This window comes from Streptosporangium pseudovulgare, assembly GCF_014648055.1.
GTDB classification, from domain to species: domain Bacteria; phylum Actinomycetota; class Actinomycetes; order Streptosporangiales; family Streptosporangiaceae; genus Streptosporangium; species Streptosporangium pseudovulgare.
This window is the reverse complement of the sequence record NZ_BMQJ01000006.1, coordinates 349764-369842: the sequence shown is the minus strand read 5'-3', so window position 1 is coordinate 369842 and position 20079 is coordinate 349764. Positions and strand designations below refer to the sequence as shown.

Genomic DNA, 20079 nt, shown 5'->3' with positions numbered 1-20079 from the left:
CCCACCGGGACGGTCTCTCCGGGCCGACGGGATCCACGCAGGAGGGCCCTCCCTCCCCGGGAACCGGCGCGGGAGATCTCCCGGGAGCCGGTGCGGGAGACGTTCTCCACGCCGCGCGGAAGCCCCGCGCCGAACAGGAAGGGATCGCATGCCCGAGACCACGCACCCCGCACCCGCCTTCCGGACGCCCGAGGCCGAGAGACGCTTCTCCGCCGCCTACGGGCGCGTCCTCGCGCGGTGGCCCGTCACCCCCGAGGAGATCGACGTCCACTCGGAGTACGGCACCGCCCGGGTGCTGGCCTGCGGGCCCGGAGACGCGCCCCCGCTGGCGCTGGCACACGGCGGCGGGGCCACCTCGGCGGTCTGGTTCGCCAACGTCGCGGCCCTGGCCACCACACACCGCGTCTACGCGATCGACCGGATCGGCGAACCGGGACGCGGCACGCGGGGCGACAGGCCGATCCGCGACGAGGACGACCTGCTCGACTGGCTGGAGGCGACGTTCACGGGCCTCGGCCTCGACCGGGCGGACCTGTGCGGACATTCGTACGGGGCCGAACTGGCCCTCGCGTTCGCGCTGCGCGCGCCGCACCGGGTGCGCCGCCTCGCGCTCCTCGACCCCACCCGGTGCTTCACCAGGTTCAGCCCGCGCTACCTGCTGCGCGCCCTGCCGACGCTGCTGCGCCCGACCCCCGGGCGGGTGCGCGCCTTCACCACCTGGGAGTCGGGCGGCACGCCCGTGGACGAGGACTGGCTGGAGCTCTACGTCTCGGGCGCGACGGACTTCCCGCGATCGAAGATCATCCCCGTCCGCCGCCCGGACGCCGCCCGGCTGCGGGCCTCGGCCGTACCGACGCTCGTCGTGGCGGCGGAGCACAGCCGGGCGCACGACGCCCGCGCGGTCGTCGCCGGTGCGCGGCGGCTGATGCCGCACGCCGGAACGGCCGTGCTGCCGGATGTGTCACACCACGGCATCCCGACCGAGCGGCCCGAGGCGCTGAACCGCCTGCTGCTGGAGTTCTTCGCCCCCGGGGACGCGGCACCGCCCACCGCCGGGTGAGCGTGTCACACCCGATCACGCGGAACCGCGCGCCGTACCCGATCGTGTGGGACGGCGCGCGCCGTGGCCGGTCACGTCGGGTGGGCGATCGTCGACAGCAGCGCGTTCTCGGCCTGGCGTGAGTCCAGGCGGGTGTGCTGGACCACCACGGGGACGTCGCTGCGGATGACCGAGGCGTACGGCGTGTCACGCGGCACGGGCTCGGGATCGGTCAGGTCGTTGAACCTCTGGTGCACCGTGCGCCGCGCGGGCACCGTCACCCGGTACGGCCCGACCGGCTCGCGGTCGGCGAAGTACAGCGTGATCTCGACGTGCGCGTCCTCGTCCGCCGCGTTGAGGATGCACGCGGTCTCGTGACTGAGCATCTCCGGCTCGGGGCCGGTGCCGCCCGAGGGGATGTAGCCCTCCGGGATGGCCCATGTGGTGGTGCCCACCGCCGTCATCGCGCCTCCTGCCCCCGCGTCCGGCACACGTCCGTCGCCGTTCTCGCCGCTCCCCGGACCTCCGTGCGTCCGTCGTCACTCCGGCCATTCCCGGTTCGCGTGCGTGTGTACCCCCCGTCACGCAGGGAAACGAGTCCCCATGACCCCATTGACGACGTACAGCCGCGGCCACCGGCCCGGTTCCCCCCAGCCGACCGGGTCCGCCGGGCCGTTCCCGGGCCCGCGCGGCCGGTGACGGGACGGACGCGGATGCGGTTCCACTCCGACCTGCACATGCACTCGAAGTACTCCAGGGCCTGCAGCAGGGACAGCGACCTCGAACACCTGACGTGGTGGGCGCGGCGCAAGGGCGTCACGCTGATGGGCACCGGCGACCTCACGCACCCGGTGTGGTTCGAGCGGCTGCGCGAGAGCCTCGTCCCGGCCGAGCCGGGGCTGTTCCGGCTGCGCGAGGAGATCGACCGCGACGTCGCCCGCACGCTGCCGCCCCGCCTGGCCTCCGCCGAGGTGCGGTTCATGCTCTCCACCGAGGTCTCCACGATCTACCGGCGCGGCGACCGTACGAGGAAGATCCACCACCTGGTGTACATGCCGGACCTCGCGGCGGCCGAGAGGTTCAACCGCGAACTCGCGAAGGTGGGGAACCTCGCAGCCGACGGCCGGCCGATCCTCGGCCTGGACTCCCGTGACCTGCTGGAGACCGTCCTGGACAGCGGTGAGGGCGCCTACCTGGTGCCCGCCCACGTCTGGACGCCGTGGTTCGGCGTGTTCGGCTCGAAGTCCGGCTTCGACACCGTCGAGGAGTGCTACGGCGAGCTCTCCGGCCACATCTTCGCGCTGGAGACCGGACTGTCCAGCGATCCGGCCATGAACTGGCGGGTCTCCGCCCTCGACCGCTACCGGCTAGTCAGCCACTCCGACGCCCACTCGCCGCCCATGGTCGCCCGCGAGACCACGGTGTTCGAGACGGACCTCGACTACTTCGCAGTCCTCGACGCGCTGCGGACCGGCGACGGGTACGCCGGAACCGTCGAGTTCTTCCCCGAGGAGGGGAAGTACCACGTCGACGGGCACCGCGGGTGCGGCGTCCGGATGACCCCGCGGGAGACCCGCGAGCGCGGTGGACGGTGCCCGGTGTGCGGCAGGCCGCTCACGGTGGGCGTGCTGAGCCGGGTCGAGGACCTGGCCGACCGGCCCGAGGGCGCCCGCCCGGCCGGCGTGCCCGGCTTCCGCAGCCTCGTCCCGCTGCCGGAGATCGTGGGCGAGGTCCTGGGCGTGGGGTCCAAGACCAAGAAGGTCGCCCGGGAGATCGACGACCTCACCGCCGCCCTGGGCCCGGAGCTGGCGATCCTCCAGGACGTGCCGGTGGACGACATCGCGGTCCACTCGCCACCGCTGGCCGAGGCGGTCGGGCGGCTGCGCCGCGGCGAGGTGATCCGGGACCCCGGCTACGACGGGGTGTTCGGTTCGATCCGGTTCTTCCGGCCCGGCGAGTTGGACCGGGTGGCCGCGGAGGCCGCCGCCCCGACGCTCTTCTAAGACCGGGCCCGGGGTCCGGGCTCGTCGGGCCCCGGGGCCTTGAAGTCCCGGGGCCCCGAGACCCGGACCTTTCAGGAGGAGGCGGGGGCGGAGGCGAAGGTGCCCTCGCGGCGGATCGTCTGCCAGCGCAGCCGCACCCCGAGGACGGCGGTCGCCACCGACTGGATCACCACCAGGTACATGAGCTGCCGGTAGACGAACTGCTGGAGCGGCAGCACCACCTGGAACGGCGTCAGGTAGCCGAGGCAGCGGCGGCCGAACGTGCCCCGCTCGGTCACGGCGCGGCGGTGCTTCCACATCGCCTGCAGCGTGCCGTAGCACCAGCGGTAGCGCTGGCGCCACAGCTGCCCGAGGGAGGTCGGCGCCTCGGTCCAGGCCAGGGCGTGCTCCTCGTAGACGACCCGCCAGCCGCTTCGGCACATCGCCATGGTGAGGTCGGTGTCCTCTGCCAGCGTGTCGGTGCTGACGCCGCCGATCTCCCGCAGCGCCGAACGGCGGAAGGCGCCGATCGCCCCCGGCACGGTGGGCATGCAGCCCAGCAGGTCGAAGGCGCGGCGGTCGAGGTTGAAGCCGATGACGTACTCGATGTGCTGCCAGCGGCCGATCATGCCCCGCCGGTTGCCGACCTTGGTGTTGCCGCCGACCGCCCCCTCGTCCCCCCTCGGCCTCCAAGGCCGGGGCCGGACGCGTCTCCAGGGCCGGACGCGTGTCCGCGGCCGGGCGGGTCAGCCCTGACGCCAGTCCCCGGACTCCAGGGCTCCGGCAGCCTGTGGGCCCATGAGCCCCAGCCCGCCGTCCACGAAGACCGACGAGCCCGTGACGTAGGACGCTCCGGGGCTCGCCAGGAAGGCGACGACGGAGGCGACCTCCCGGGCGTCGCCGGGCCGGTCGATCGGGTAGCCGGGACGGCTGCCCGGCCGCGGCGGCCGGTCGTCCTGACCGGTCATCGGGGTGGCGATCTCCCCCGGCGCGACGGTGTTCACCGTGATCCCGTACGGCGCCAGCTCCAGCGCGAGCACCCGGCTCAGCATCCGCAGGCCGCCCTTGGCCGCGCAGTACGGCCCCGAGCCGACGCGCGGGTACTCCTCGTGGACGCTGGTGACGTTGACGATGCGGCCTCCCCGGCCGGCGGCGACCATGCGCCGGGCCGCCCGCTGGGAGCACAGGAAGGCACCGTCGAGGTCGACCGCGATCACCGACCGCCACCGCTGGAAGTCCATCTCCATCAGCGGCTCGCTGCTGCCGGTCCCGGCGTTGTTGACCAGGACGCCGAGGCCCCCCAGCTCGTCGGCAAGCTCGTCCACGACCGCGGCGGCCGCCTCCGGGTCGGTCAGGTCGTGCCGGCGCACGGCCGCGTTCCGGCCGTGGCCGCGTACCTCCCCGGCGGTCCCCTCCGCGCCCTCCTCGTCGGAGTGGAAGGTGATCCCCACGTCGAAGCCCTGCTCGGCAAGGGCCACGGCCGTCGCCCGGCCGATGCCGGAGTCGGCTCCGGTGACGATCGCCACCCGGTCGTAGTCGCCGCCTCCCGCGCGGCCGGGCGGGGAGCCCGCCTGTGACGTTCCGGCCATCGCCGTCTCCTTTCCCGGGCGCACCCCCGGCACCCCTCCTCCGAGGCGCGCGTACCCCCCGGGCGGGGTCCCTACTCGCCCCGGGTCCGGCCGGCCGTCCGGGGCGGTGTAAGGACCACCGGTCGGGGCACGCCGCCCTGGAGGGGCAATCACCCGATAAGTGAAGGAATCACGAAATATGGCTATGAACCCCGACAGGCCACTCGCCGTCGTGACCGGCGCCTCCAGCGGCATCGGCTACGAGCTCGCGGCGCAGTTCGCCCGCAACGGCTTCGACCTGGTCATCGCCGCCGAGGACGCGGAGCTCGACACGGCCGCCCGGTCGCTGCGGGACCTCGGGGCCGAGGTCGAGAGCGTGCGGGCCGACCTGGCCGAGTACGAGGGCGTCGAGAGGCTGTACGAGACGGTCAGGGCGACCGGCCGTCCGGCCGAGGCGGTCGCGATCAACGCGGGTGTCGGCGCCGGCGGCGACTTCGCCCGGGACACCTCGCTGGAGGACGAGCTACGGCTCATCCGGCTGAACGTCACCTCGTCCGTCCACCTCGCCAAGCGGGTGACCCGGGACATGGTGGCGCGCGGGCGCGGGCGGATCCTGTTCACCTCGTCCATCGCCGCCACGATGCCGGGCCCGTTCCAGGCGGTCTACCACGCTTCCAAGGCGTTCGTGCAATCCTTCGCCGAGGGGATCCGCAACGAGCTCAAGGACACGGGGGTGACGGTCACCTCGCTCATGCCGGGGCCGACCGACACCGAGTTCTTCGAGCGGGCGGGCATGGAGGACACCAGGATCGGTTCGGGGCACAAGGACGACCCGGCGGAGGTCGCGCGCCAGGGCTTCGAGGCCCTCATGGCGGGCAAGGACCACATCGTCGCCGGGTCCTTCGCCAACAAGGCGATGGCCCAGGCCGCCCGGGTCACCCCCGAGCCCGCCAAGGCCGCCGCGAGCCGTCGGCTGTCGGAGCCGGGCTCGGGCGAGTGACCGCGAGTCACACCCGCCGGCCGTGGGTCACGACGTCACGCCCGCACGACCGCCGGGCGGACGACCGGGCCGCACGGTCGCCGGGCTCGCTTCGCGGACCCCCGTCGTCACGGCGGGGGCCCGCGGAACGGATCCGGCGGACCCGGCTCGCCGTCCCGCGTCACGGCGCCTGCGGAACGAATCCGAAGGCCGGCGGTCCGCGGAACGGTCCCCGGTTTCCGACCGGCTTCGTCTAACGGTCGGCGAAGTAGTCGTCGGCGGTGTCCTCGGCCTGGGACTCCGTCCGGGAGCCGCCCGCCGCGACGAGCTCCTCGCGCAGCCGATCGAGATCCATCCCGTGGCTGCCGTACTTGAGCTCGCGCGCCACCTTCGCCTGCTTCGCCTTGGCTCGACCCCGGCCCATTGGCTGTACTCCCTCACGCAGGTCCTGCTCGACCTCTTGTCACCGGTTGCGTTTCGCGGCGAGCACGGCCCGGCACGGCCTGGCGCGGTCGGCAGGACGCGCTCGCCATGGCCGTCCTCGGCGGCGCCCCGCCTCGTCCCCGACCGGAACGGGCTCGGAGCTGGCCGGGCGGTACGGGAGAACAGGCCATTACCATTATCCTACCCAAGATCGTTTCAATGTGAAAAACTCCGCCATTCCCGGGAATGGCAATCGATGATCTTCTCCTGCACCATGTAAATCACTTCCGGGCAGGGAAAACACATCGACACGGCGAACACTCGCGAGCGTCAGGACGTGCCGAGCATCCCGTTCGGGTCCAAGACGTACTTGCGGGCGGCTCCCTGGTCGAACTCCCGGTAGCCGCGCGGCGCCTCCTCCAGCGGGATCGGCGTGGCGTTGACCGCCTTGGCGATCTGCACCCGGTCGTGCAGGATCGCCATCATCAGCTGCCGGTTGTACCGCATGACCGGGCACTGGCCGGTGAAGAAGGCGAGTGACTTGGCCCATCCGAGGCCCAGCCGGATCGACAGCGTTCCCTCCCTGGCGGCCTCGTCGGCGGCTCCGGGGTCCCCGGTCACGTACAGGCCGGGGATGCCGAGCGCGCCGCCGGCCCGGGTGACGCCCATGAGCGTGTTGAGCACGGTGGCCGGGTGCTCGGTGGCGGCCTCGGTCCCGTGGCCGCGGGCCTCGAAGCCCACCGCGTCCACGCCGCAGTCCACCTCGGAGGTGCCGAGGATCCGCTCGATCTGGTCGCGAGGATCTCCCTGGGAGACGTCGACGGTCTCGCAGCCGAAACTGCGGGCCTGCGCCAGGCGGTCGGCGTTCAGGTCACCGACGATCACCGCGGCGGCCCCGAGGAGGAGCGCCGAGGCGGCGGCGGCCAGGCCCACCGGGCCGGCGCCCGCGATGTAGACGGTGGAGCCCGTGGTCACCCCGGCGGTCACGCACCCGTGGTAGCCGGTGGGGAAGATGTCCGACAGCATGGCCAGGTCGAGGATCTTCTCCATCGCCCGGTCCCTGTCGGGGAACTTCAGCAGGTTCCAGTCGGCGTAGGGCACGAGGACGTACCTGGCCTGCCCGCCGACCCAGCCGCCCATGTCGACGTAGCCGTACGCCGACCCCGGCTGGTCGGGGTTGACGTTCTCGCAGATGCCGGTCTTGCGCTCCTTGCAGTTGCGGCAGCGCCCGCAGGAGATGTTGAACGGCACCGAGACCAGGTCACCGACCTTGATGAACTCCACGTCGGGGCCGTTCTCGACGACCTCACCGGTGATCTCGTGACCGAGGACGAGGCCGTGGGGGGCGGTGGTACGGCCGCGGACCATGTGCTGGTCGCTGCCGCAGATGTTCGTCGCGACGGTCTTGACGATCGAGCCGTGCGGGACCTTCCGGCCGACGTTCGCCGGGTTGACCCCCGGCCCCTCCTTCAGCTCGAACACCGGGTAGTCGAAGTCCTCGACCACGACCCTGCCCGGTCCCTCGTAGACGACGCCCCTGTTTCCGGCCATGGCGCACCCCCAGGCGGTTCCCGCTTCTCTTCCGGGCCATACCCGCAGCTCAATATGGAGATGTGCGCTTATGCGAAGTTTGACCGGATTTCCGATGGTTTGGAGGTACGGTGCCGGGCGCCGGGGGGCGGCACCGGCGGTGGTCGCCGTCCCGCTCGGTCAGCCCCCGGCGGTCGAGGTGCTCCAGCAGCGGCACCGCGACCCGGCGACTGGTTCCCAGGGCCTGCCGGGCCTGGCTGACCGTGAACGGCTGCGGCAGCCGGGCCAGCACCCGCGCCGCCCGGACGTCCGCGCCGGGCAGCAGCACGATCCCGTCGGCCACCCGCAGCAGCGCCCCCGCCGCCACCGCCGCCGCCAGTTCCCGGGGCCCCAGCCCCAGCTCGGCCAGCCGTCCGGCCTCCGGCGCCAGGAACGGGCGCGCGGACAGCTCCGTGCCCAGCCGGGCGACCGCGCGGGCCACCGGCGCGGGCAGCGCGGGCCGGCCGCCGGAGATCCGCCCGTCGGCGACGGAGAGCGGCGGCCGGACGAGCGCCGCCACCAGCCGCCGGTCGGGCAGCCCCAGCGCGTGCCGGGCGGCCTCGACCGGCATGCCGGGCTCCAGCGGGTGCCCGGCCGCGTACCGCCGCACCGCCTCGGGCAGCCGCGCCACCAGCCGCGACCAGTGCTCCGGGTCGGCGTGCCAGTCGCCGCACACCGGCTCGTCCGCGGGCGGGCAGCCCATCGCCCGCAGCTCGCCGGCGCGCAGCAGCCGGTGGGTGCGCAGCAGGGCCGCCGCGCCGGGAACGGCTCCGGCCAGCTCGGCCGCGCGCTCGCGGGCCGCGCCCCGGCGGCTCACCGATGGCGGCCGCACGTCGAGCACGCTCGCCCCCGCCAGCACCCGCACCTCGCCGCGCTCGCGGCCCGGGTCGCGCAGCAGCAGCACGTCGCCCACGTGCAGCGGCAGCGGCCGGGCCAGGCGCAGCCGCACGACGCGGCCGCCGAGCGGACGCACCGAGCACACCACGGCCGCCGAGCCGATGTGGGCGGTCAGCCGGGCCGGCAGGCGGTCCACCGGCGCACCCGGCCCCGCCCGTCCCCCCGCTGCGCGGCGGCCACCCGGCACGTCCAGGTCCCTTCCCGGACCACCCGGCGCGCCCGGTTCCGCTTCCCGGCCGCCCGTCCCCGCGCCCCGGCCGCCCGTCCCGACCGGGGAGAGCCGTACGTCGACGAGGTCGGTGACGGTCCACGCGCCCGGCGTGACCAGGGCCTGCCCCCGCTCGGGGACGGCCCGGCCGCGCAGGTTGAGCGCCACCCGCGCCACACCGGTCACCGCGGGCAGCGACTCCTTCAGGGACTCCAGCGCCCGGACCCGCACCGGCCCGCCGGGCAGCTCCAGCTCGTCGCCCGCGGCGATCCGGCCTTCGGGCAGCGTGCCCGTCACGACCGTGCCGCTGCCGTGGACGCTGAACGCCCGGTCGATCCACAGCCGCACCGGCGCCCCGGGATCGGGCGCGGGCAGGCCGGCCACCAGCCGGTCCAGCGCCCCGCGCAGCTCGTCGAGGCCCCGCCCGGTGCGTCCGCTCACCGCCAGCGCCTCGATCCCGGCGAGCCCGCCGGCCGCCAGGCGCGCCCGGGCCGTCTCCATGGCCGGGGCGGGGTCGGCGAGGTCGGCGCGGGTCACCACGAGCAGGCCGTGCCGTACGCCGAGGGCCTCGACAGCGGTCAGATGCTCCTCCGACTGCGGCATCCAGCCCTCGTCGGCGGCGACCACGAACATGACGGCGGGCGCGGAGCCGACCCCGGCCAGCATCGTGGCGAGGAAGCGCTCGTGACCGGGCACGTCGACGAAGGCCAGCCGCTCCCCCGAGGGCAGCGCGGTCCAGGCGTAGCCCAGCTCGATCGTCAGGCCCCGCCGCCGCTCCTCCGCAAGCCGGTCGGGCTCCATCCCGGTGAGGGCCCGTACCAGCGTGGACTTGCCGTGATCGACATGCCCGGCCGTGGCGACGACGTGCATCAGCGCCTCCCCCCGCGCCCGGCCCCGGAACCGATCGCCCCGCCGCCCCCGGAACCGGCCACCCCGCCCTCCGCGGAGCCGTTCGCCCCCGCGGGGGCGGCGGCCCGGAGGACCGCCCGCGCCACCTCGTCGTCCGCCTCCGGCGGGACGGTCCGCAGGTCGAGCAGGAGCCGGCCGCCCTCGATCCGCCCGACGACCGGCGGCTCGCCGGTCCGCAGCGGTACGGCGAGCCGCGCCGGCAGGCTCACCGCGGCGCTGGGCAGCGTCACGCCGGGCGCGCCGCCGCCCCCCACGGTGGCCTCGCTCGGCACCGCCCGCGCGTCCGTCCCGGCCGCGGCCAGCCGTACGGCGAGCGCCTCGGCCCGCTCCCGCAGGACCGCCGGGTCGGCGTGCAGCGCCCGGTGCACGGGGGTCTCGGGACCGCGCAGCGTGGCCTCCAGCGCGGCCAGCGTCAGCTTGTCCACCCGCAGCGCACGGGCCAGCGGGTGCCGCCGGCACCGCTCGACCAGGTCGCGGCGGCCGAGCAGCAGTCCCGCCTGCGGTCCGCCGAGCAGCTTGTCGCCGCTGGCGGTGACCAGGTCGGCCCCGTCCCGCAGCGCGCCCGCCGCGTCGGGCTCGTCGGGCAGCAGCGGCTCCCGGGACAGCAGGCCCGAGCCGATGTCGGCCACGACGGGCACGCCCAGCCCGGTGAGCGCGGACACCTCCACCGACCCGGTGAACCCCTCGATCCGGTAGTTGGACGTGTGGATCTTGAGGACGAACCCGGTCTCCGGCCCCACGGCGTCCCGGTAGTCGGCGTAGGAGGTCCGGTTGGTGGTGCCCACCTCCCGCAGCCTCGCCCCGGTGGACACCAGCAGGTCCGGGATGCGGAAGCCGTCCCCGATCTCCACCAGCTCGCCCCGGCTGATCACGATCTCCCGCCCGGCGGCGAGCGCGGTGGCCGCCAGCACCAGCGCGGCGGCGTTGTTGTTGACCACGTGGACGCCCTCGGCGGCGGGAACCGCCCGCGCGAGCGCCTCCAGCGCGCCCCGTCCACGGCGGGCGCGGCCCCCGGCGACCAGGTCGAACTCCACGTCGGTGCAGCCCGCCGCCGCGGTGACCGCCTCCACCGCGGCCGGCGACAGGGGTGCCCGGCCCAGGTTGGTGTGGACCAGCACGCCGGTCAGGTTGAGCACCGGCCGGAGACCGGCGGCGTACCGGGGCAGCGCCGCCACGGCGGCGTCGGCCACCTCGGCGGGGGCGAGGCCGCCCTGCCGTACCCGCCGCTGGGCCTCGGCGACGGCCTCCTTGACCATCGTCCGCCCGAGTCTGCGCTCCGCCGCGGCGAGCCGCGGGTCGGCGAGGACGGTGTCGGTGCGCGGCACGTGCCTTCGTGGGTCCACGTAACGAAAATAGAGCCGGACCGAAAGGAGACCCCACCCGCCCTGCCGCCACGGCCCGCCGCGTGGCCGCGGCGGGTGAGCGTACGGTGAGCCGGGTAGGGAAAGGCGGCGCGCCGGCCCGGTGCGCCACGGGCACCGGAAAGGACACGGCATGACGGGAACGACGGCGGAACCCGGTCTCACGGCGGCCCCTGGCGCCCCGGCGCCGGGGAGGATCCGGCTGACGCAGTACGCGCACGGCGGCGGATGCGCCTGCAAGATCCCGCCCGGGGAGCTGGAGGCCGTCGTGGCGGGCCTCGTGCGGCGGCCCGAGGCGGACGGGTCCGCGGACGGCTCGCCCTCGCCGCTGGGCGAGCTGGTCGTGGGCCTGGACGACGGCGACGACGCCGCCGTCGTCCGCATCGAGGGCGGCCGGGCCGTGGTCGCCACCGCCGACTTCTTCACGCCCGTGGTGGACGACCCCTACGACTGGGGGCGGATCGCCGCGACCAACGCCCTGTCCGACGTCTACGCGGTGGGCGGCGAGCCCCTCGTCGCGGTCAACCTCCTCGGCTGGCCCCGCGAGCGGCTGCCGATGGACCTGGCGAAGGAGGTGCTGCGCGGCGGCCTGGACGTGGCCCGCGCCGCGGGCTGCCACGTCGCGGGCGGCCACAGCGTGGACGACCCCGAGCCGAAGTACGGCATGGCCGTCACCGGCCTGGCCGACCCGGAGCGGCTGCTGCGCATCGACGCCGGCCGGGCCGGGCTGCCGCTGTCGCTGACCAAGCCGCTCGGCGTCGGGGTGCTCAACACCCGGCACAAGGCGACCGGTGAGGTCTTCCCGCAGGCGGTCGCCGCGATGACCACCCTCAACCGGGACGCCTCCCGGGCGGCGCTCGCCGCGGGCGCCCGGTGCGCCACCGACGTGACCGGCTTCGGCCTGCTCGGCCACCTGTACAAGCTGGCCAGGGCGAGCGGCGTCACGGCCGTGGTGGACGCGGCGGCCGTGCCGTACCTGGAGGGCGCCCGCGAGGCCGTGCGCGACGGCCACGTCAGCGGCGGCACCCGGCGCAACCTCGCCTGGGTGGAGCCGCACCTGGACGCCGGGAGCCTGGCCGAGGAGGACGTGCTGCTGCTGGCCGACGCCCAGACCTCCGGCGGCCTGCTGGTGGCGGGCGAGGTGCCCGGCGCACCGGTCGTCGGCGAACTCGTCCCCTTCGACGGCACGGCCCTGCGGCTGCGCTGACGGTGAGGATGCGGGTGAACGCTTCCGATGCGTTCGCCTCATCCTGACGTCGCGGGTCAACGGCCGGGTGTGGCGTGGTGCGGGCGTGCTCGTTCCGGCGGTGGGCCGGGATCATGAGTGGTGGTCATCCGTCATCGGGTGGTCTCGGTACCGCGCGCGGCCGCGGCCACGCTCTCCACGCGTCCCGGGCGGACGCCCTGCGCCAGCCCGATCAGTCCGGCGGCCATCAGTACGCTCACCACGAGCTTGGGCGCCACGCCGTTGGAGACGAAGTCGAGCACCTGGCCGCCGGTGAGCACGAGCGGCACCCACAGGGACACCAGGCCGGCTCGCCACGCACCGAAGGCCAGGACCAGGAGCCCGATCATCCAGCCCAGGATCCAGACCGCGAACGACGCCATCACCAGCGGGTCCTCGTCGAGGGCGCCGACGACCGGCCGGACCGCCTCCACCTTCACGCCCCCTCCGGCGAGGGCCCCGAAGAAGGCGTTGTAGTGCCACAGGTGGATCGCCGAGAAGTAGAGAGCGGGAACGGCGAAGGCTCCGCCGACGGTGGCGACCAGGCGCCTGCGGCGGCCGACCGCCACGATCAGGCCCGCCACCGCCGGCAGGAGCAGCAGGTGCGCCAGCGCGAAGAGGATCGTCTCGGCCCGCCAGGCGCCGAGGTCGGAAGCGGCCACATCCACGTTCGCCGCGGTCTCGGACACCTCGTCCGGGAACATCACCCAGTAGAAGGCGTTGGCGACGGCGTAGAGAACGCCGCCACCCGCCATCGCGATCGCTGCGAAACGCCGGCCGTACGGCCTGGCGGCCTGGTCATCCATCGACATCTCCCGTCGTGATCCGTTGACGGTGCAGAGGCTAGGAGCGTCGTACCGCTCAGGTCGTCGGTCCGGATGTTGATCGACGGGTTGACGCCGCGGGACGCCGCTCCACCCGTGGGTGGATGCCGGGCGGCGGGCGGCTCGAATATGCTCCCCGCCATGGGATGGCTCCGGGGCTTCGGACGGCGTCGGCGTGACCTCGGGCCTGTCGCGGCGGGCCTCGCGCTGTTCGGGTTCGGCTCGGTTGAGATCTACGTGCCGCTCGCCCCGTACGTCGAGGGCGAGAGCCCCGATCTCGCCGCGCTGCCCGGTGGCTGGCTGGCCGTGCTGACCGTACTGCTCGCCGGCTACTGCCTCGCGGTCGCGGCCTGCGGGTCGTACCCCCGGGCCGCGGTGGTCCTGGTCGGCGTCTGTTTCGTCGCGCAGAGTTTCACGCCGGTCCTCCCCGAATGGCCGGTCGTGCCGCTCCTGGCATTGGTCGTCGTCTGCTTCGCGTGCGTCGCCGTGGGCGGCCGCCACGGCCCGGTGATCGCCGGTGTCTCCTACTTCGTTTCGCTCGGGATCGAGACCACGGTCGCGGACGACCCGGACTGGGCCTTCATCGTCTTCGTCGCGCTCGCGGTCATGGGACCGGCCTACGCCGTACGCATGCGGCGTGCCCAGGCGGAACGTCTGGTCGCGCTGGCCGCCGAACGGGAGGCCGCCGCGCGCACCGACGAGCGGCTCCGGATGGCCCGGGAGCTGCACGACATCGTCTCGCACGGCGTCGCCGTGATGGTGCTGCAGGCCGGAGCCGCCCAGGTCATGCTCGACTCCGACGTCCGGCAGGCCCATGAGTCGCTGGACGTGGTGCAGGAGGTCGGTCGTGACGTCGTCACCGAGTTGCGTCGCCTGCTCGTCATCCTCCGTGGCGAGGGGACTCTGGAGCGGCTGCCCTCGCTGCGGCACATCGAGCCGCTCCTGACCGGAGTCCGGGCCGCCGGCGGGCGGGTCGACGTCGCCGTCAACGGCGACCTCGGCAGGGTGCCCGCGGCCGTCGACGTCAGTGGCTACCGGGTGCTGCAGGAGGCCCTGACCAACGCGGTCAAACACGCGCCGGGGACCACGGTCTCGGTCGCGATCGACGTCGGACGCACCGATCTGAGGATTCACGCCGTCAACGACGGCCCGCGGATCGTCCGCCAGAGCGACGGCGGCGGCCTCGGGTTGACGGGGATCAGCGAGCGCGTGGAACTCTTCGGGGGCACGGCCGTCACCGGTCCGAGGGAAGGCGGTGGGTTCGAGGTGCGGGTGGAACTGCCCCTGAGCGGAGATTCCGCGGCCCCCGTGCCGTCGCACACGGGAGCGTCGGTGTGACGCGCGTCCTCATCGCGGACGACGAGGTGCTCGTACGCACCGGCCTGCGGATGATCCTCGGCGCTCAGCCCGGCATCGAGGTGGTCGCGGAGGCCACGGACGGCGAGGAGGCGCTGAGGCTGACCATCCGGGAAGAGCCGGACGTCGTGCTGATGGACATCCACATGCCGAGGCTCGACGGCGTGGCCGCGACGGAGCGGATCCTCGCGGACCGCCCCGACCGTCGCGTCGTCATGCTCACCACGTTCGATCTCGACGAGTACGTCTACCGGTCGTTGCGCGCGGGCGCCTGTGGATTCCTGCTCAAGACCACCCCGCCTAAGGAACTGGCGGGTGCGCTGCACGCCGTCGCCCGTGGGGACGCGCTGCTCTCACCGGAGATCACCCGCCGTCTGATCGACCACTACACCTCCCAGGCGCCACCGGTCACCGCTCCCGGGCTGGCCGACCTGACCGCCCGGGAGACCGAGGTGCTGCGGTTGCTGGCCCGGGGGCTGTCCAACCGCGAGATCTCCGGGGAACTGCATCTCGGCGAGGCGACCGTGAAGACGCACATCAACCGCATCTTCGCCAAGCTCGGTGTGCGGGACCGCGTGCAGGCGGTGGTGCTCGCGTACGAGGCCGGCGTGGTTCGGCCCCGGCGCGAGGCGCGCGACCGGTGAAGGGACGTCCGTCGGCCTACGGCCAGGAGCGGGCGGGGGCCGGGGTGGAGGCGCGGTCGCCTGATTCCAGGCGTTGCCGCTGGGGCACCACGGTGTACTTGGGGTCGGCGGCGGAGGCCCGGCCGGCCTCCAGGACTCCGAACCGGGTGCACAGGGCGCCGGCGGTCAGCGCGAGGCCGGACAGCGCGGTCAGCGCGCGGCTGCGGCCGGCGACCGTGGCGAGCAGGCCGCCGCCGGTGGTGAGGGCGCGGGCGGCCCGCATCAGGCGGCCCGACTTCCCCTCCCGGTACGGTTCGCCGACCAGGCCGAGCCGGCGTTCGATCACCGCGCCCGCGGCCAGTTCGACGGCCGCCCCCGCCGCGGCGGCGACGCGGGCCGGGCCCGCCTGGGCGCGGGGGGTGGCCAGCATGCCCATGGCGCCCGCGCTGGCCAGCGCGCTCCCGGCGAACAGGAACGGCAGTTCCCGGTGTGCCTCGTGCCAGGCCGGCACGGCGGTGTCGGCGACGAGCACGGCCGTGTAGGTCGCCATCAGCGGACCGGTGAGGGCGGTGGCCACGGCCGCGGCGTCGCCCACGGCGGGCAGCGCGGCGGCGACCCTCCGGGGCAGCCGGGCGGCGACGGCCGAGGCGGGCGCGGCGGACGCCACCGCCGAGGCCGTGGCGAGCGCGCTCAGCCCGCTGTGCGCGGCCAGGATCCAGGAGCCCACGCTCATCGGCGAGGTGGGCTTGAAGATCCGCAGCATGTTGAGGAACCGCTCGGGCCGGCCGAGTTCGGCGACCAGGAAGCCCGCGCCGAGGGTGGCCCCGGCGGCGGCGGTGACCCGGGCGGTGAGCCCGAGCCGGTCGTGCCCGGCGAGCCGGGCCGCGGCCGACATCAGCGACGCCCCGCCGGAAAGCCCGCCCAGGTAGAGGTAGAGCGGCATGTGGGGCACGTGCCAGACCGGGGCCTTGATCACCGGCTGCCCGTAGTAGGACCGGAACTCGGCCTCCGGCACCATCGCGTCCTCGCGCCTTGCCACCGCCTTACCGCCTTCCTCTCAGGAACGCCGCGGTCATGATCCCGGCCATGGACAGCGCCGCGCCCGCGGCCCAGCCCCACATCGCGGGCAGGTCGCGGGTGGTGACCACCGGGTCGGGCGGCAGGCCGTACACCTCGGGGTCGTCCATCAGCAGGAAGAACGCGCCGTCGCCGCCCACGCCGTCGGTGGGGTCGGCGCCGTACAGCCGGGCCTCGGTCCTGCCCTGCCCGTGCAGGTCCGTGACCCGCCGCTCGGCGCGTTCCAGGAGTTCGTCCAGCGGGCCGAACTGGATGGAGTCGGTCGGGCACGCCTTGGCGCAGGCCGGTTCCAGCCCGCCGCGCAGCCGGTCGTAGCACATCGTGCACTTGAAGGCCCGGCCGTCGTCCTCCCGGCGGCCGATCACGCCGTAGGGACAGGCCGGCACGCAGTACCCGCAGCCGTTGCACACGTCGGCCTGCACCACCACCGTGTCGAACTCGGTGCGGAACAGCGCTCCGGTGGGGCAGACGTCCAGGCAGGCGGCGTGCGTGCAGTGCTTGCACACGTCGGACGCCATCAGCCAGCGGTCCACCGGCTCGCCTGTCACGGCGCCGGGCCGCTCGCCGTCCGCGCCGGTCTCGACGCCGGGGCCCACGGAGTCGGCGGGCAGCTCGCCGGCGCCGGACGGGCCGCCGGGCCCGCCGTCCCCCGGGGCGGGGACGCGCTGCTCGATGAACGCCACGTGCCGCCAGGTGCTCGCGCCGAGGCCGCCCGTGTTGTCGTAGGAGGTCGCCCGGAAGACGAACCCGTCGTCGGGGACGTCGTTCCACTCCTTGCAGGCCACCTCGCACGCCTTGCATCCGATGCAGATGCTCGTGTCGGTGAAGAACCCCACCCGCTCAGCCACGGCGGTACTCCTCCATCAGTTCGAGCAGCGCCGGTCCCCTGGGACGCCTGCCGGGTCGCACGTCGCAGGTCGCGGCCTTGCCCTCCTGAATGTAGACGTTCGGGTCGAGCACCACGGGCATCAGGTCGTTGGTCACGTCGCCGGTCGCCACGCCGCCGCTCCAGCCCCAGTGGTACGGCAGGCCGACCTGCTCGATCCGGCGGCCGTCGAGCCGCAGCGGGCGGATCCGGCCGGTCACCAGGACGCGGGCCTCGATCGCGGCGCGCGTCGTCACGATCGTCGCCCAGCCCCCGTTGACCAGGCCCAGCTCCTCGGCCAGCCGGGGCGACACCTCGCAGAACAGCTCCGGCTGGAGCTCGGCGAGGTACGGCAGCGACCGGCTCATGCCGCCCGCCGTGTGGTGCTCGGTCAGCCGGTAGGTCGTCAGCACGTACGGGAAGCGCGACGACCCCGCGGGGTTGTAGGGCACCTCCGGACGGTCGTAGACCTTCCGGCAGGGGTTGGCCCGCCGGCCGTACAGCGGGTTGGGCACCGGCGACTCGTGCGGCTCGTAGTGCGTGGGCAGCGGTCCGTCGGCCATGCCCGCCGGGGCGTACAGCCAGCCCTTGCCGTCGGCCTGCATGATGAACGGCGTGCTGCCGGAGATCGCGTCCTCGGCCCTGGCCTCGTCCGGTGGCAGGTAGTGCGGCGGCTTGTCCTTCTCGAAGTCCGGCACGTCGAGGCCGGTCCACTCGCCCTTCTCCTCGTCCCACCAGACGAGCTTCTTGCGCTCGCTCCACGGGCGGCCCTCGGGGTCGGCGGAGGCGCGGTTGTACAGGACGCGCCGGTTGGCCGGCCAGGCCCAGCCCCACTCCGGGGCGATCCGGCCCTGCTCGTGACGGGACTTGCGGCGGGCGGCCTGGTTGACCTCGTCGGCGTAGACGCCGCAGTAGATCCAGCAGCCGCACCGGGTGGAGCCGTCCGGCTCCAGCTCGGTGTAGGCCGACAGTGCCCGCCCGTCGGGGCCGGTGCCGTTGATCTCGCGCAGCACCGCCTCGGCCGACGGCTCGGCGTGCTCGCCGTGCTCGGGGTAGTCCCAGGTCAGCTCACGCAGCGGCAGGTCGATGTCGTCGTCGGTCAACCGCCGTCTGATCCGTTTGCCGAGGTGGTAGTAGAACCACAGGTCGCTGCGGGCTTCGCCCGGCGGGTCGATCGCCTTCTCGCGCCACTGCAGCAGCCGCTGGGTGTTGGTGAAGGTGCCTTCCTTCTCGACGTGGCTGGCGGCGGGCATGAAGAACACCTCGGTGCCGATGTCCTCGGTGCGCATCTCCCCGGTCTCCAGCTCCGGGCTGTCCTTCCAGAAGGTGGCGGTCTCCACCAGCCGCAGGTCGCGCACCACCAGCCAGTCCAGGTTGGCGAGCCCGAGACGCTGGAGCCTGCCGGAGGAGGAGCCGACCGCGGGGTTCTCGCCCACCACGAAGTAGCCCTTCACGGTGCCGTCGATCTGCCCCAGCACGGTCGTGTAGTGGCCGTGGTCGCCGGTGAGGCGCGGCAGGTGGTCGAAGCGGAAGTCGTTGTCGGCGGTGGCCGCGTCACCCCACCACGATTTGAGCAGGCTCACCATGTAGGAGCGCTTCCTGCCCCAGAAGCCGGTGTCGGCGCCGGCGGCGGCGAGGTAGCCGTCGAGGTCCTCGTGCCGGTGGGCGTGCGGCATCGGCAGGTAGCCGGGCAGGATGTTGAACAGCGTCGGGATGTCGGAGGAGCCCTGGATGCTGGCGTGGCCGCGCAGCGCCAGGATGCCGCCGCCGGGCCGTCCTATGTTGCCGAGCAGCAGCTGCAGGATGGCTCCCGCGCGGATGTACTGCGCGCCCACCGAGTGCTGGGTCCAGCCGACCGAGTACACCCAGGCGGTGGTGCGCTCCCGGCCGGAGTTGGCGGTGATCGCCTCGGCCAGCTCGGCGAACGCCTCCGGCTCGATGCCGCACGCCTCGGCCACCATCTCCGGGGTGTAGCGGGCGAAGTGCCGCTTGAGGATCTGGTAGACGCAGCGCGGGTGGTTCAGCGTCGGGTCGGTGGACGGCGTGGCCAGCATGGCGGGACCGCCCGAGCCGTACTCGTGCGGACCGGCCGCCTCGGCGTGCAGGGCCCCGCCCTCAAGCTGCTCCCGGCGCTGCCCGGCCGCGGCCTCCTCCTCCGCGCCCTCGTAGGCCCAGCTCGACGGGTCGTACTTGCGGCCCTCGGCGTCGTAGCCGGAGAACAGCCCGTCGAGGTCCTCGGTGTCGCGGAAGTCCTCCGAGATGATCGTCGAGGCGTTGGTGTAGGCCAGGACGTACTCGCGGAAGTCGAGCCCGTTCGTCAGCACGTGGTTGATCAGCGCGCCGAGCAGCACGATGTCGGTGCCCGCGCGGATCGGCAGGTACCGGTCGGCGAGCGCGCTGGTCCGCGTGAAGCGCGGGTCGATGTGGAAGACCTTCGCGCCCCGGGCCTTGGCCTCCATCACCCACTGGAAGCCCACCGGGTGGCACTCGGCCATGTTGGAGCCCTGGATGACGATGCAGTCGGACTCGGCCAGATCCTGCTGGAAGTCCGTGGCGCCGCCACGCCCGAAGCTGATCCCCAGACCGGGGATGGTGGAGGAGTGTCAAATACGGGCCTGGTTCTCCACCTGTATGGCCCCGAGGGCGGTGTAGAGCTTCTTCATCAGGTAGTTCTCTTCGTTGTCCAGCGTCGCTCCGCCCAGGCTGGCGATGCCCAGGGTGCGCCGGACGACCTTGCCGTCCTCCTCCTGCTGCCAGGTCTCCCGCCGGGTGCGGACCACCCGGTCGGCGATCATGTCCATCGCGGTGTCGAGGTCGAGGCGCTCCCACTCCGTGCCGTGCGGGCGCCGGTAGAGCACCGTCGTCTGCCGGTCGGGGTGGTTGACGAGCTGCTTGCTGGCCGAGCCCTTGGGGCACAGGCGCCCCCGGGAGATGGGGGAGTCGGGGTCGCCCTCGATCTGGGTGACCCGGCCTTCCTTGGCGTAGACCAGCTGGCCGCAGCCGACCGCGCAGTACGGGCACACCGACCGCGCGACCTTGTCCGCCTGCTCGACACGGGGACGGAGCGCGTCGGTCCGCGCCGACCGCGCCGCGTCGCTCCGGGGATCCTCTCCTCTGAGCTGCCGGAGTACCGGCCAGCGGAAGATCCCCCTCTCCCGTGTCATGCGCCTCTTG

17 protein-coding genes are annotated in these 20079 nt (G+C 74.0%); 6 read left to right on the top strand and 11 right to left on the bottom strand.

Features of this window, described 5'->3' with window-relative positions:
* The first annotated feature begins 148 nt into the window (after positions 1 to 148).
* Positions 149 to 1060, top strand: coding sequence for an alpha/beta fold hydrolase (locus tag IEZ10_RS15205; RefSeq protein ID WP_189247121.1), 912 nt, complete (start codon positions 149 to 151; stop codon positions 1058 to 1060).
* 71 nt (positions 1061 to 1131) lie between these two features.
* Here IEZ10_RS15205 and IEZ10_RS15200 read toward each other — a convergent pair whose 3' ends face one another.
* The gene (locus IEZ10_RS15200) at positions 1132 to 1503 is read right to left on the bottom strand and encodes a sensory rhodopsin transducer (protein ID WP_189247120.1); all 372 of its coding nucleotides are present in this window, start codon (positions 1501 to 1503) and stop codon (positions 1132 to 1134) included.
* Positions 1504 to 1752: 249 nt separating this feature from the next.
* Between IEZ10_RS15200 and IEZ10_RS15195 the strand changes: the two genes are divergently transcribed.
* On the top strand, positions 1753 to 3042 hold the full coding sequence (locus IEZ10_RS15195) for an endonuclease Q family protein (protein ID WP_189247119.1): 1290 nt from the start codon (positions 1753 to 1755) through the stop codon (positions 3040 to 3042).
* A 71-nt stretch (positions 3043 to 3113) separates the two neighbouring features.
* Here IEZ10_RS15195 and IEZ10_RS15190 read toward each other — a convergent pair whose 3' ends face one another.
* Positions 3114 to 3650, bottom strand: coding sequence for a glycosyltransferase family 2 protein (locus IEZ10_RS15190; protein WP_229811281.1), 537 nt, complete (start codon positions 3648 to 3650; stop codon positions 3114 to 3116).
* 117 nt (positions 3651 to 3767) lie between these two features.
* Positions 3768 to 4610, bottom strand: a complete 843-nt coding sequence (locus tag IEZ10_RS15185; RefSeq protein ID WP_189247118.1) for an SDR family oxidoreductase — start codon at positions 4608 to 4610, stop codon at positions 3768 to 3770.
* Between the two features lie 178 nt (positions 4611 to 4788).
* Between IEZ10_RS15185 and IEZ10_RS15180 the strand changes: the two genes are divergently transcribed.
* The gene (locus tag IEZ10_RS15180; protein ID WP_189247117.1) at positions 4789 to 5589 is read left to right on the top strand and encodes an SDR family NAD(P)-dependent oxidoreductase; all 801 of its coding nucleotides are present in this window, start codon (positions 4789 to 4791) and stop codon (positions 5587 to 5589) included.
* A gap of 232 nt (positions 5590 to 5821) precedes the next feature.
* Here IEZ10_RS15180 and IEZ10_RS15175 read toward each other — a convergent pair whose 3' ends face one another.
* From IEZ10_RS15175 to selA, 4 genes are all read right to left on the bottom strand, one after another.
* On the bottom strand, positions 5822 to 5992 hold the full coding sequence (locus tag IEZ10_RS15175) for a DUF3073 domain-containing protein (RefSeq protein WP_179822136.1): 171 nt from the start codon (positions 5990 to 5992) through the stop codon (positions 5822 to 5824).
* Positions 5993 to 6321: 329 nt separating this feature from the next.
* Positions 6322 to 7542 carry a formaldehyde dehydrogenase, glutathione-independent gene (gene fdhA, locus IEZ10_RS15170; RefSeq protein WP_189247116.1) on the bottom strand — a complete coding sequence of 407 codons (1221 nt, stop codon included), beginning with the start codon at positions 7540 to 7542 and terminating at the stop codon, positions 6322 to 6324.
* A 49-nt stretch (positions 7543 to 7591) separates the two neighbouring features.
* The gene (locus tag IEZ10_RS15165; RefSeq protein ID WP_189247115.1) at positions 7592 to 9535 is read right to left on the bottom strand and encodes a SelB domain-containing protein; all 1944 of its coding nucleotides are present in this window, start codon (positions 9533 to 9535) and stop codon (positions 7592 to 7594) included.
* The gene (selA, locus tag IEZ10_RS15160) at positions 9535 to 10917 is read right to left on the bottom strand and encodes an L-seryl-tRNA(Sec) selenium transferase (protein ID WP_229811280.1); all 1383 of its coding nucleotides are present in this window, start codon (positions 10915 to 10917) and stop codon (positions 9535 to 9537) included. Before selA ends, IEZ10_RS15165 begins: the two co-directional genes overlap by 1 nt.
* Positions 10918 to 11068: 151 nt before the next feature.
* Between selA and selD the strand changes: the two genes are divergently transcribed.
* Positions 11069 to 12142, top strand: coding sequence for a selenide, water dikinase SelD (selD, locus tag IEZ10_RS15155; protein ID WP_189247113.1), 1074 nt, complete (start codon positions 11069 to 11071; stop codon positions 12140 to 12142).
* 131 nt (positions 12143 to 12273) lie between these two features.
* On the opposite strand, the gene IEZ10_RS15150 is transcribed toward selD, so the two are convergent.
* Complete coding sequence (locus IEZ10_RS15150) at positions 12274 to 12966, bottom strand: hypothetical protein (protein ID WP_189247112.1); 693 nt, start codon at positions 12964 to 12966, stop codon at positions 12274 to 12276.
* Positions 12967 to 13125: 159 nt separating this feature from the next.
* On the opposite strand from IEZ10_RS15150, the gene IEZ10_RS15145 reads away from it, so the two are divergent.
* Complete coding sequence (locus tag IEZ10_RS15145; protein ID WP_189247111.1) at positions 13126 to 14322, top strand: sensor histidine kinase; 1197 nt, start codon at positions 13126 to 13128, stop codon at positions 14320 to 14322.
* Positions 14319 to 14984 (top strand): response regulator, encoded by a 666-nt coding sequence (locus IEZ10_RS15140; RefSeq protein ID WP_189247110.1) that lies wholly within the window; start codon positions 14319 to 14321, stop codon positions 14982 to 14984. Before IEZ10_RS15145 ends, IEZ10_RS15140 begins: the two co-directional genes overlap by 4 nt.
* 16 nt (positions 14985 to 15000) lie before the next feature.
* Here IEZ10_RS15140 and nrfD read toward each other — a convergent pair whose 3' ends face one another.
* Genes nrfD through fdh form a run of 3 tightly spaced genes read right to left on the bottom strand, consistent with a single transcriptional unit; the run spans position 15001 to position 20069 of the window.
* Positions 15001 to 16002 (bottom strand): NrfD/PsrC family molybdoenzyme membrane anchor subunit, encoded by a 1002-nt coding sequence (gene nrfD / locus IEZ10_RS15135; protein ID WP_229811279.1) that lies wholly within the window; start codon positions 16000 to 16002, stop codon positions 15001 to 15003.
* Between the two features lie 4 nt (positions 16003 to 16006).
* On the bottom strand, positions 16007 to 16888 hold the full coding sequence (locus IEZ10_RS15130; protein ID WP_189247109.1) for a 4Fe-4S dicluster domain-containing protein: 882 nt from the start codon (positions 16886 to 16888) through the stop codon (positions 16007 to 16009).
* Positions 16881 to 20069: a formate dehydrogenase gene (gene fdh / locus IEZ10_RS15125; RefSeq protein WP_229811278.1), complete on the bottom strand. Its 3189-nt coding sequence runs from the start codon at positions 20067 to 20069 to the stop codon at positions 16881 to 16883. Before fdh ends, IEZ10_RS15130 begins: the two co-directional genes overlap by 8 nt.
* Positions 20070 to 20079: the final 10 nt, after the last annotated feature.

Bases quoted from the DNA above. Each gene is read 5' to 3' on its own strand.
- IEZ10_RS15150 (WP_189247112.1), bottom strand. From the start codon at position 12,966: ATGGATGACCAGGCCGCCAGGCCGTACGGCCGGCGTTTCGCAGCGATC.
- IEZ10_RS15180 (WP_189247117.1), top strand. From the start codon at position 4,789: ATGGCTATGAACCCCGACAGGCCACTCGCCGTCGTGACCGGCGCCTCC.
- IEZ10_RS15175 (WP_179822136.1), bottom strand. From the start codon at position 5,992: ATGGGCCGGGGTCGAGCCAAGGCGAAGCAGGCGAAGGTGGCGCGCGAG.
- selD (WP_189247113.1), top strand. From the start codon at position 11,069: ATGACGGGAACGACGGCGGAACCCGGTCTCACGGCGGCCCCTGGCGCC.
- IEZ10_RS15205 (WP_189247121.1), top strand. From the start codon at position 149: ATGCCCGAGACCACGCACCCCGCACCCGCCTTCCGGACGCCCGAGGCC.
- IEZ10_RS15200 (WP_189247120.1), bottom strand. From the start codon at position 1,503: ATGACGGCGGTGGGCACCACCACATGGGCCATCCCGGAGGGCTACATC.
- IEZ10_RS15145 (WP_189247111.1), top strand. From the start codon at position 13,126: ATGGGATGGCTCCGGGGCTTCGGACGGCGTCGGCGTGACCTCGGGCCT.
- IEZ10_RS15185 (WP_189247118.1), bottom strand. From the start codon at position 4,610: ATGGCCGGAACGTCACAGGCGGGCTCCCCGCCCGGCCGCGCGGGAGGC.
- IEZ10_RS15165 (WP_189247115.1), bottom strand. From the start codon at position 9,535: ATGCACGTCGTCGCCACGGCCGGGCATGTCGATCACGGCAAGTCCACG.
- IEZ10_RS15195 (WP_189247119.1), top strand. From the start codon at position 1,753: ATGCGGTTCCACTCCGACCTGCACATGCACTCGAAGTACTCCAGGGCC.
- IEZ10_RS15190 (WP_229811281.1), bottom strand. From the start codon at position 3,650: ATGATCGGCCGCTGGCAGCACATCGAGTACGTCATCGGCTTCAACCTC.
- fdhA (WP_189247116.1), bottom strand. From the start codon at position 7,542: ATGGCCGGAAACAGGGGCGTCGTCTACGAGGGACCGGGCAGGGTCGTG.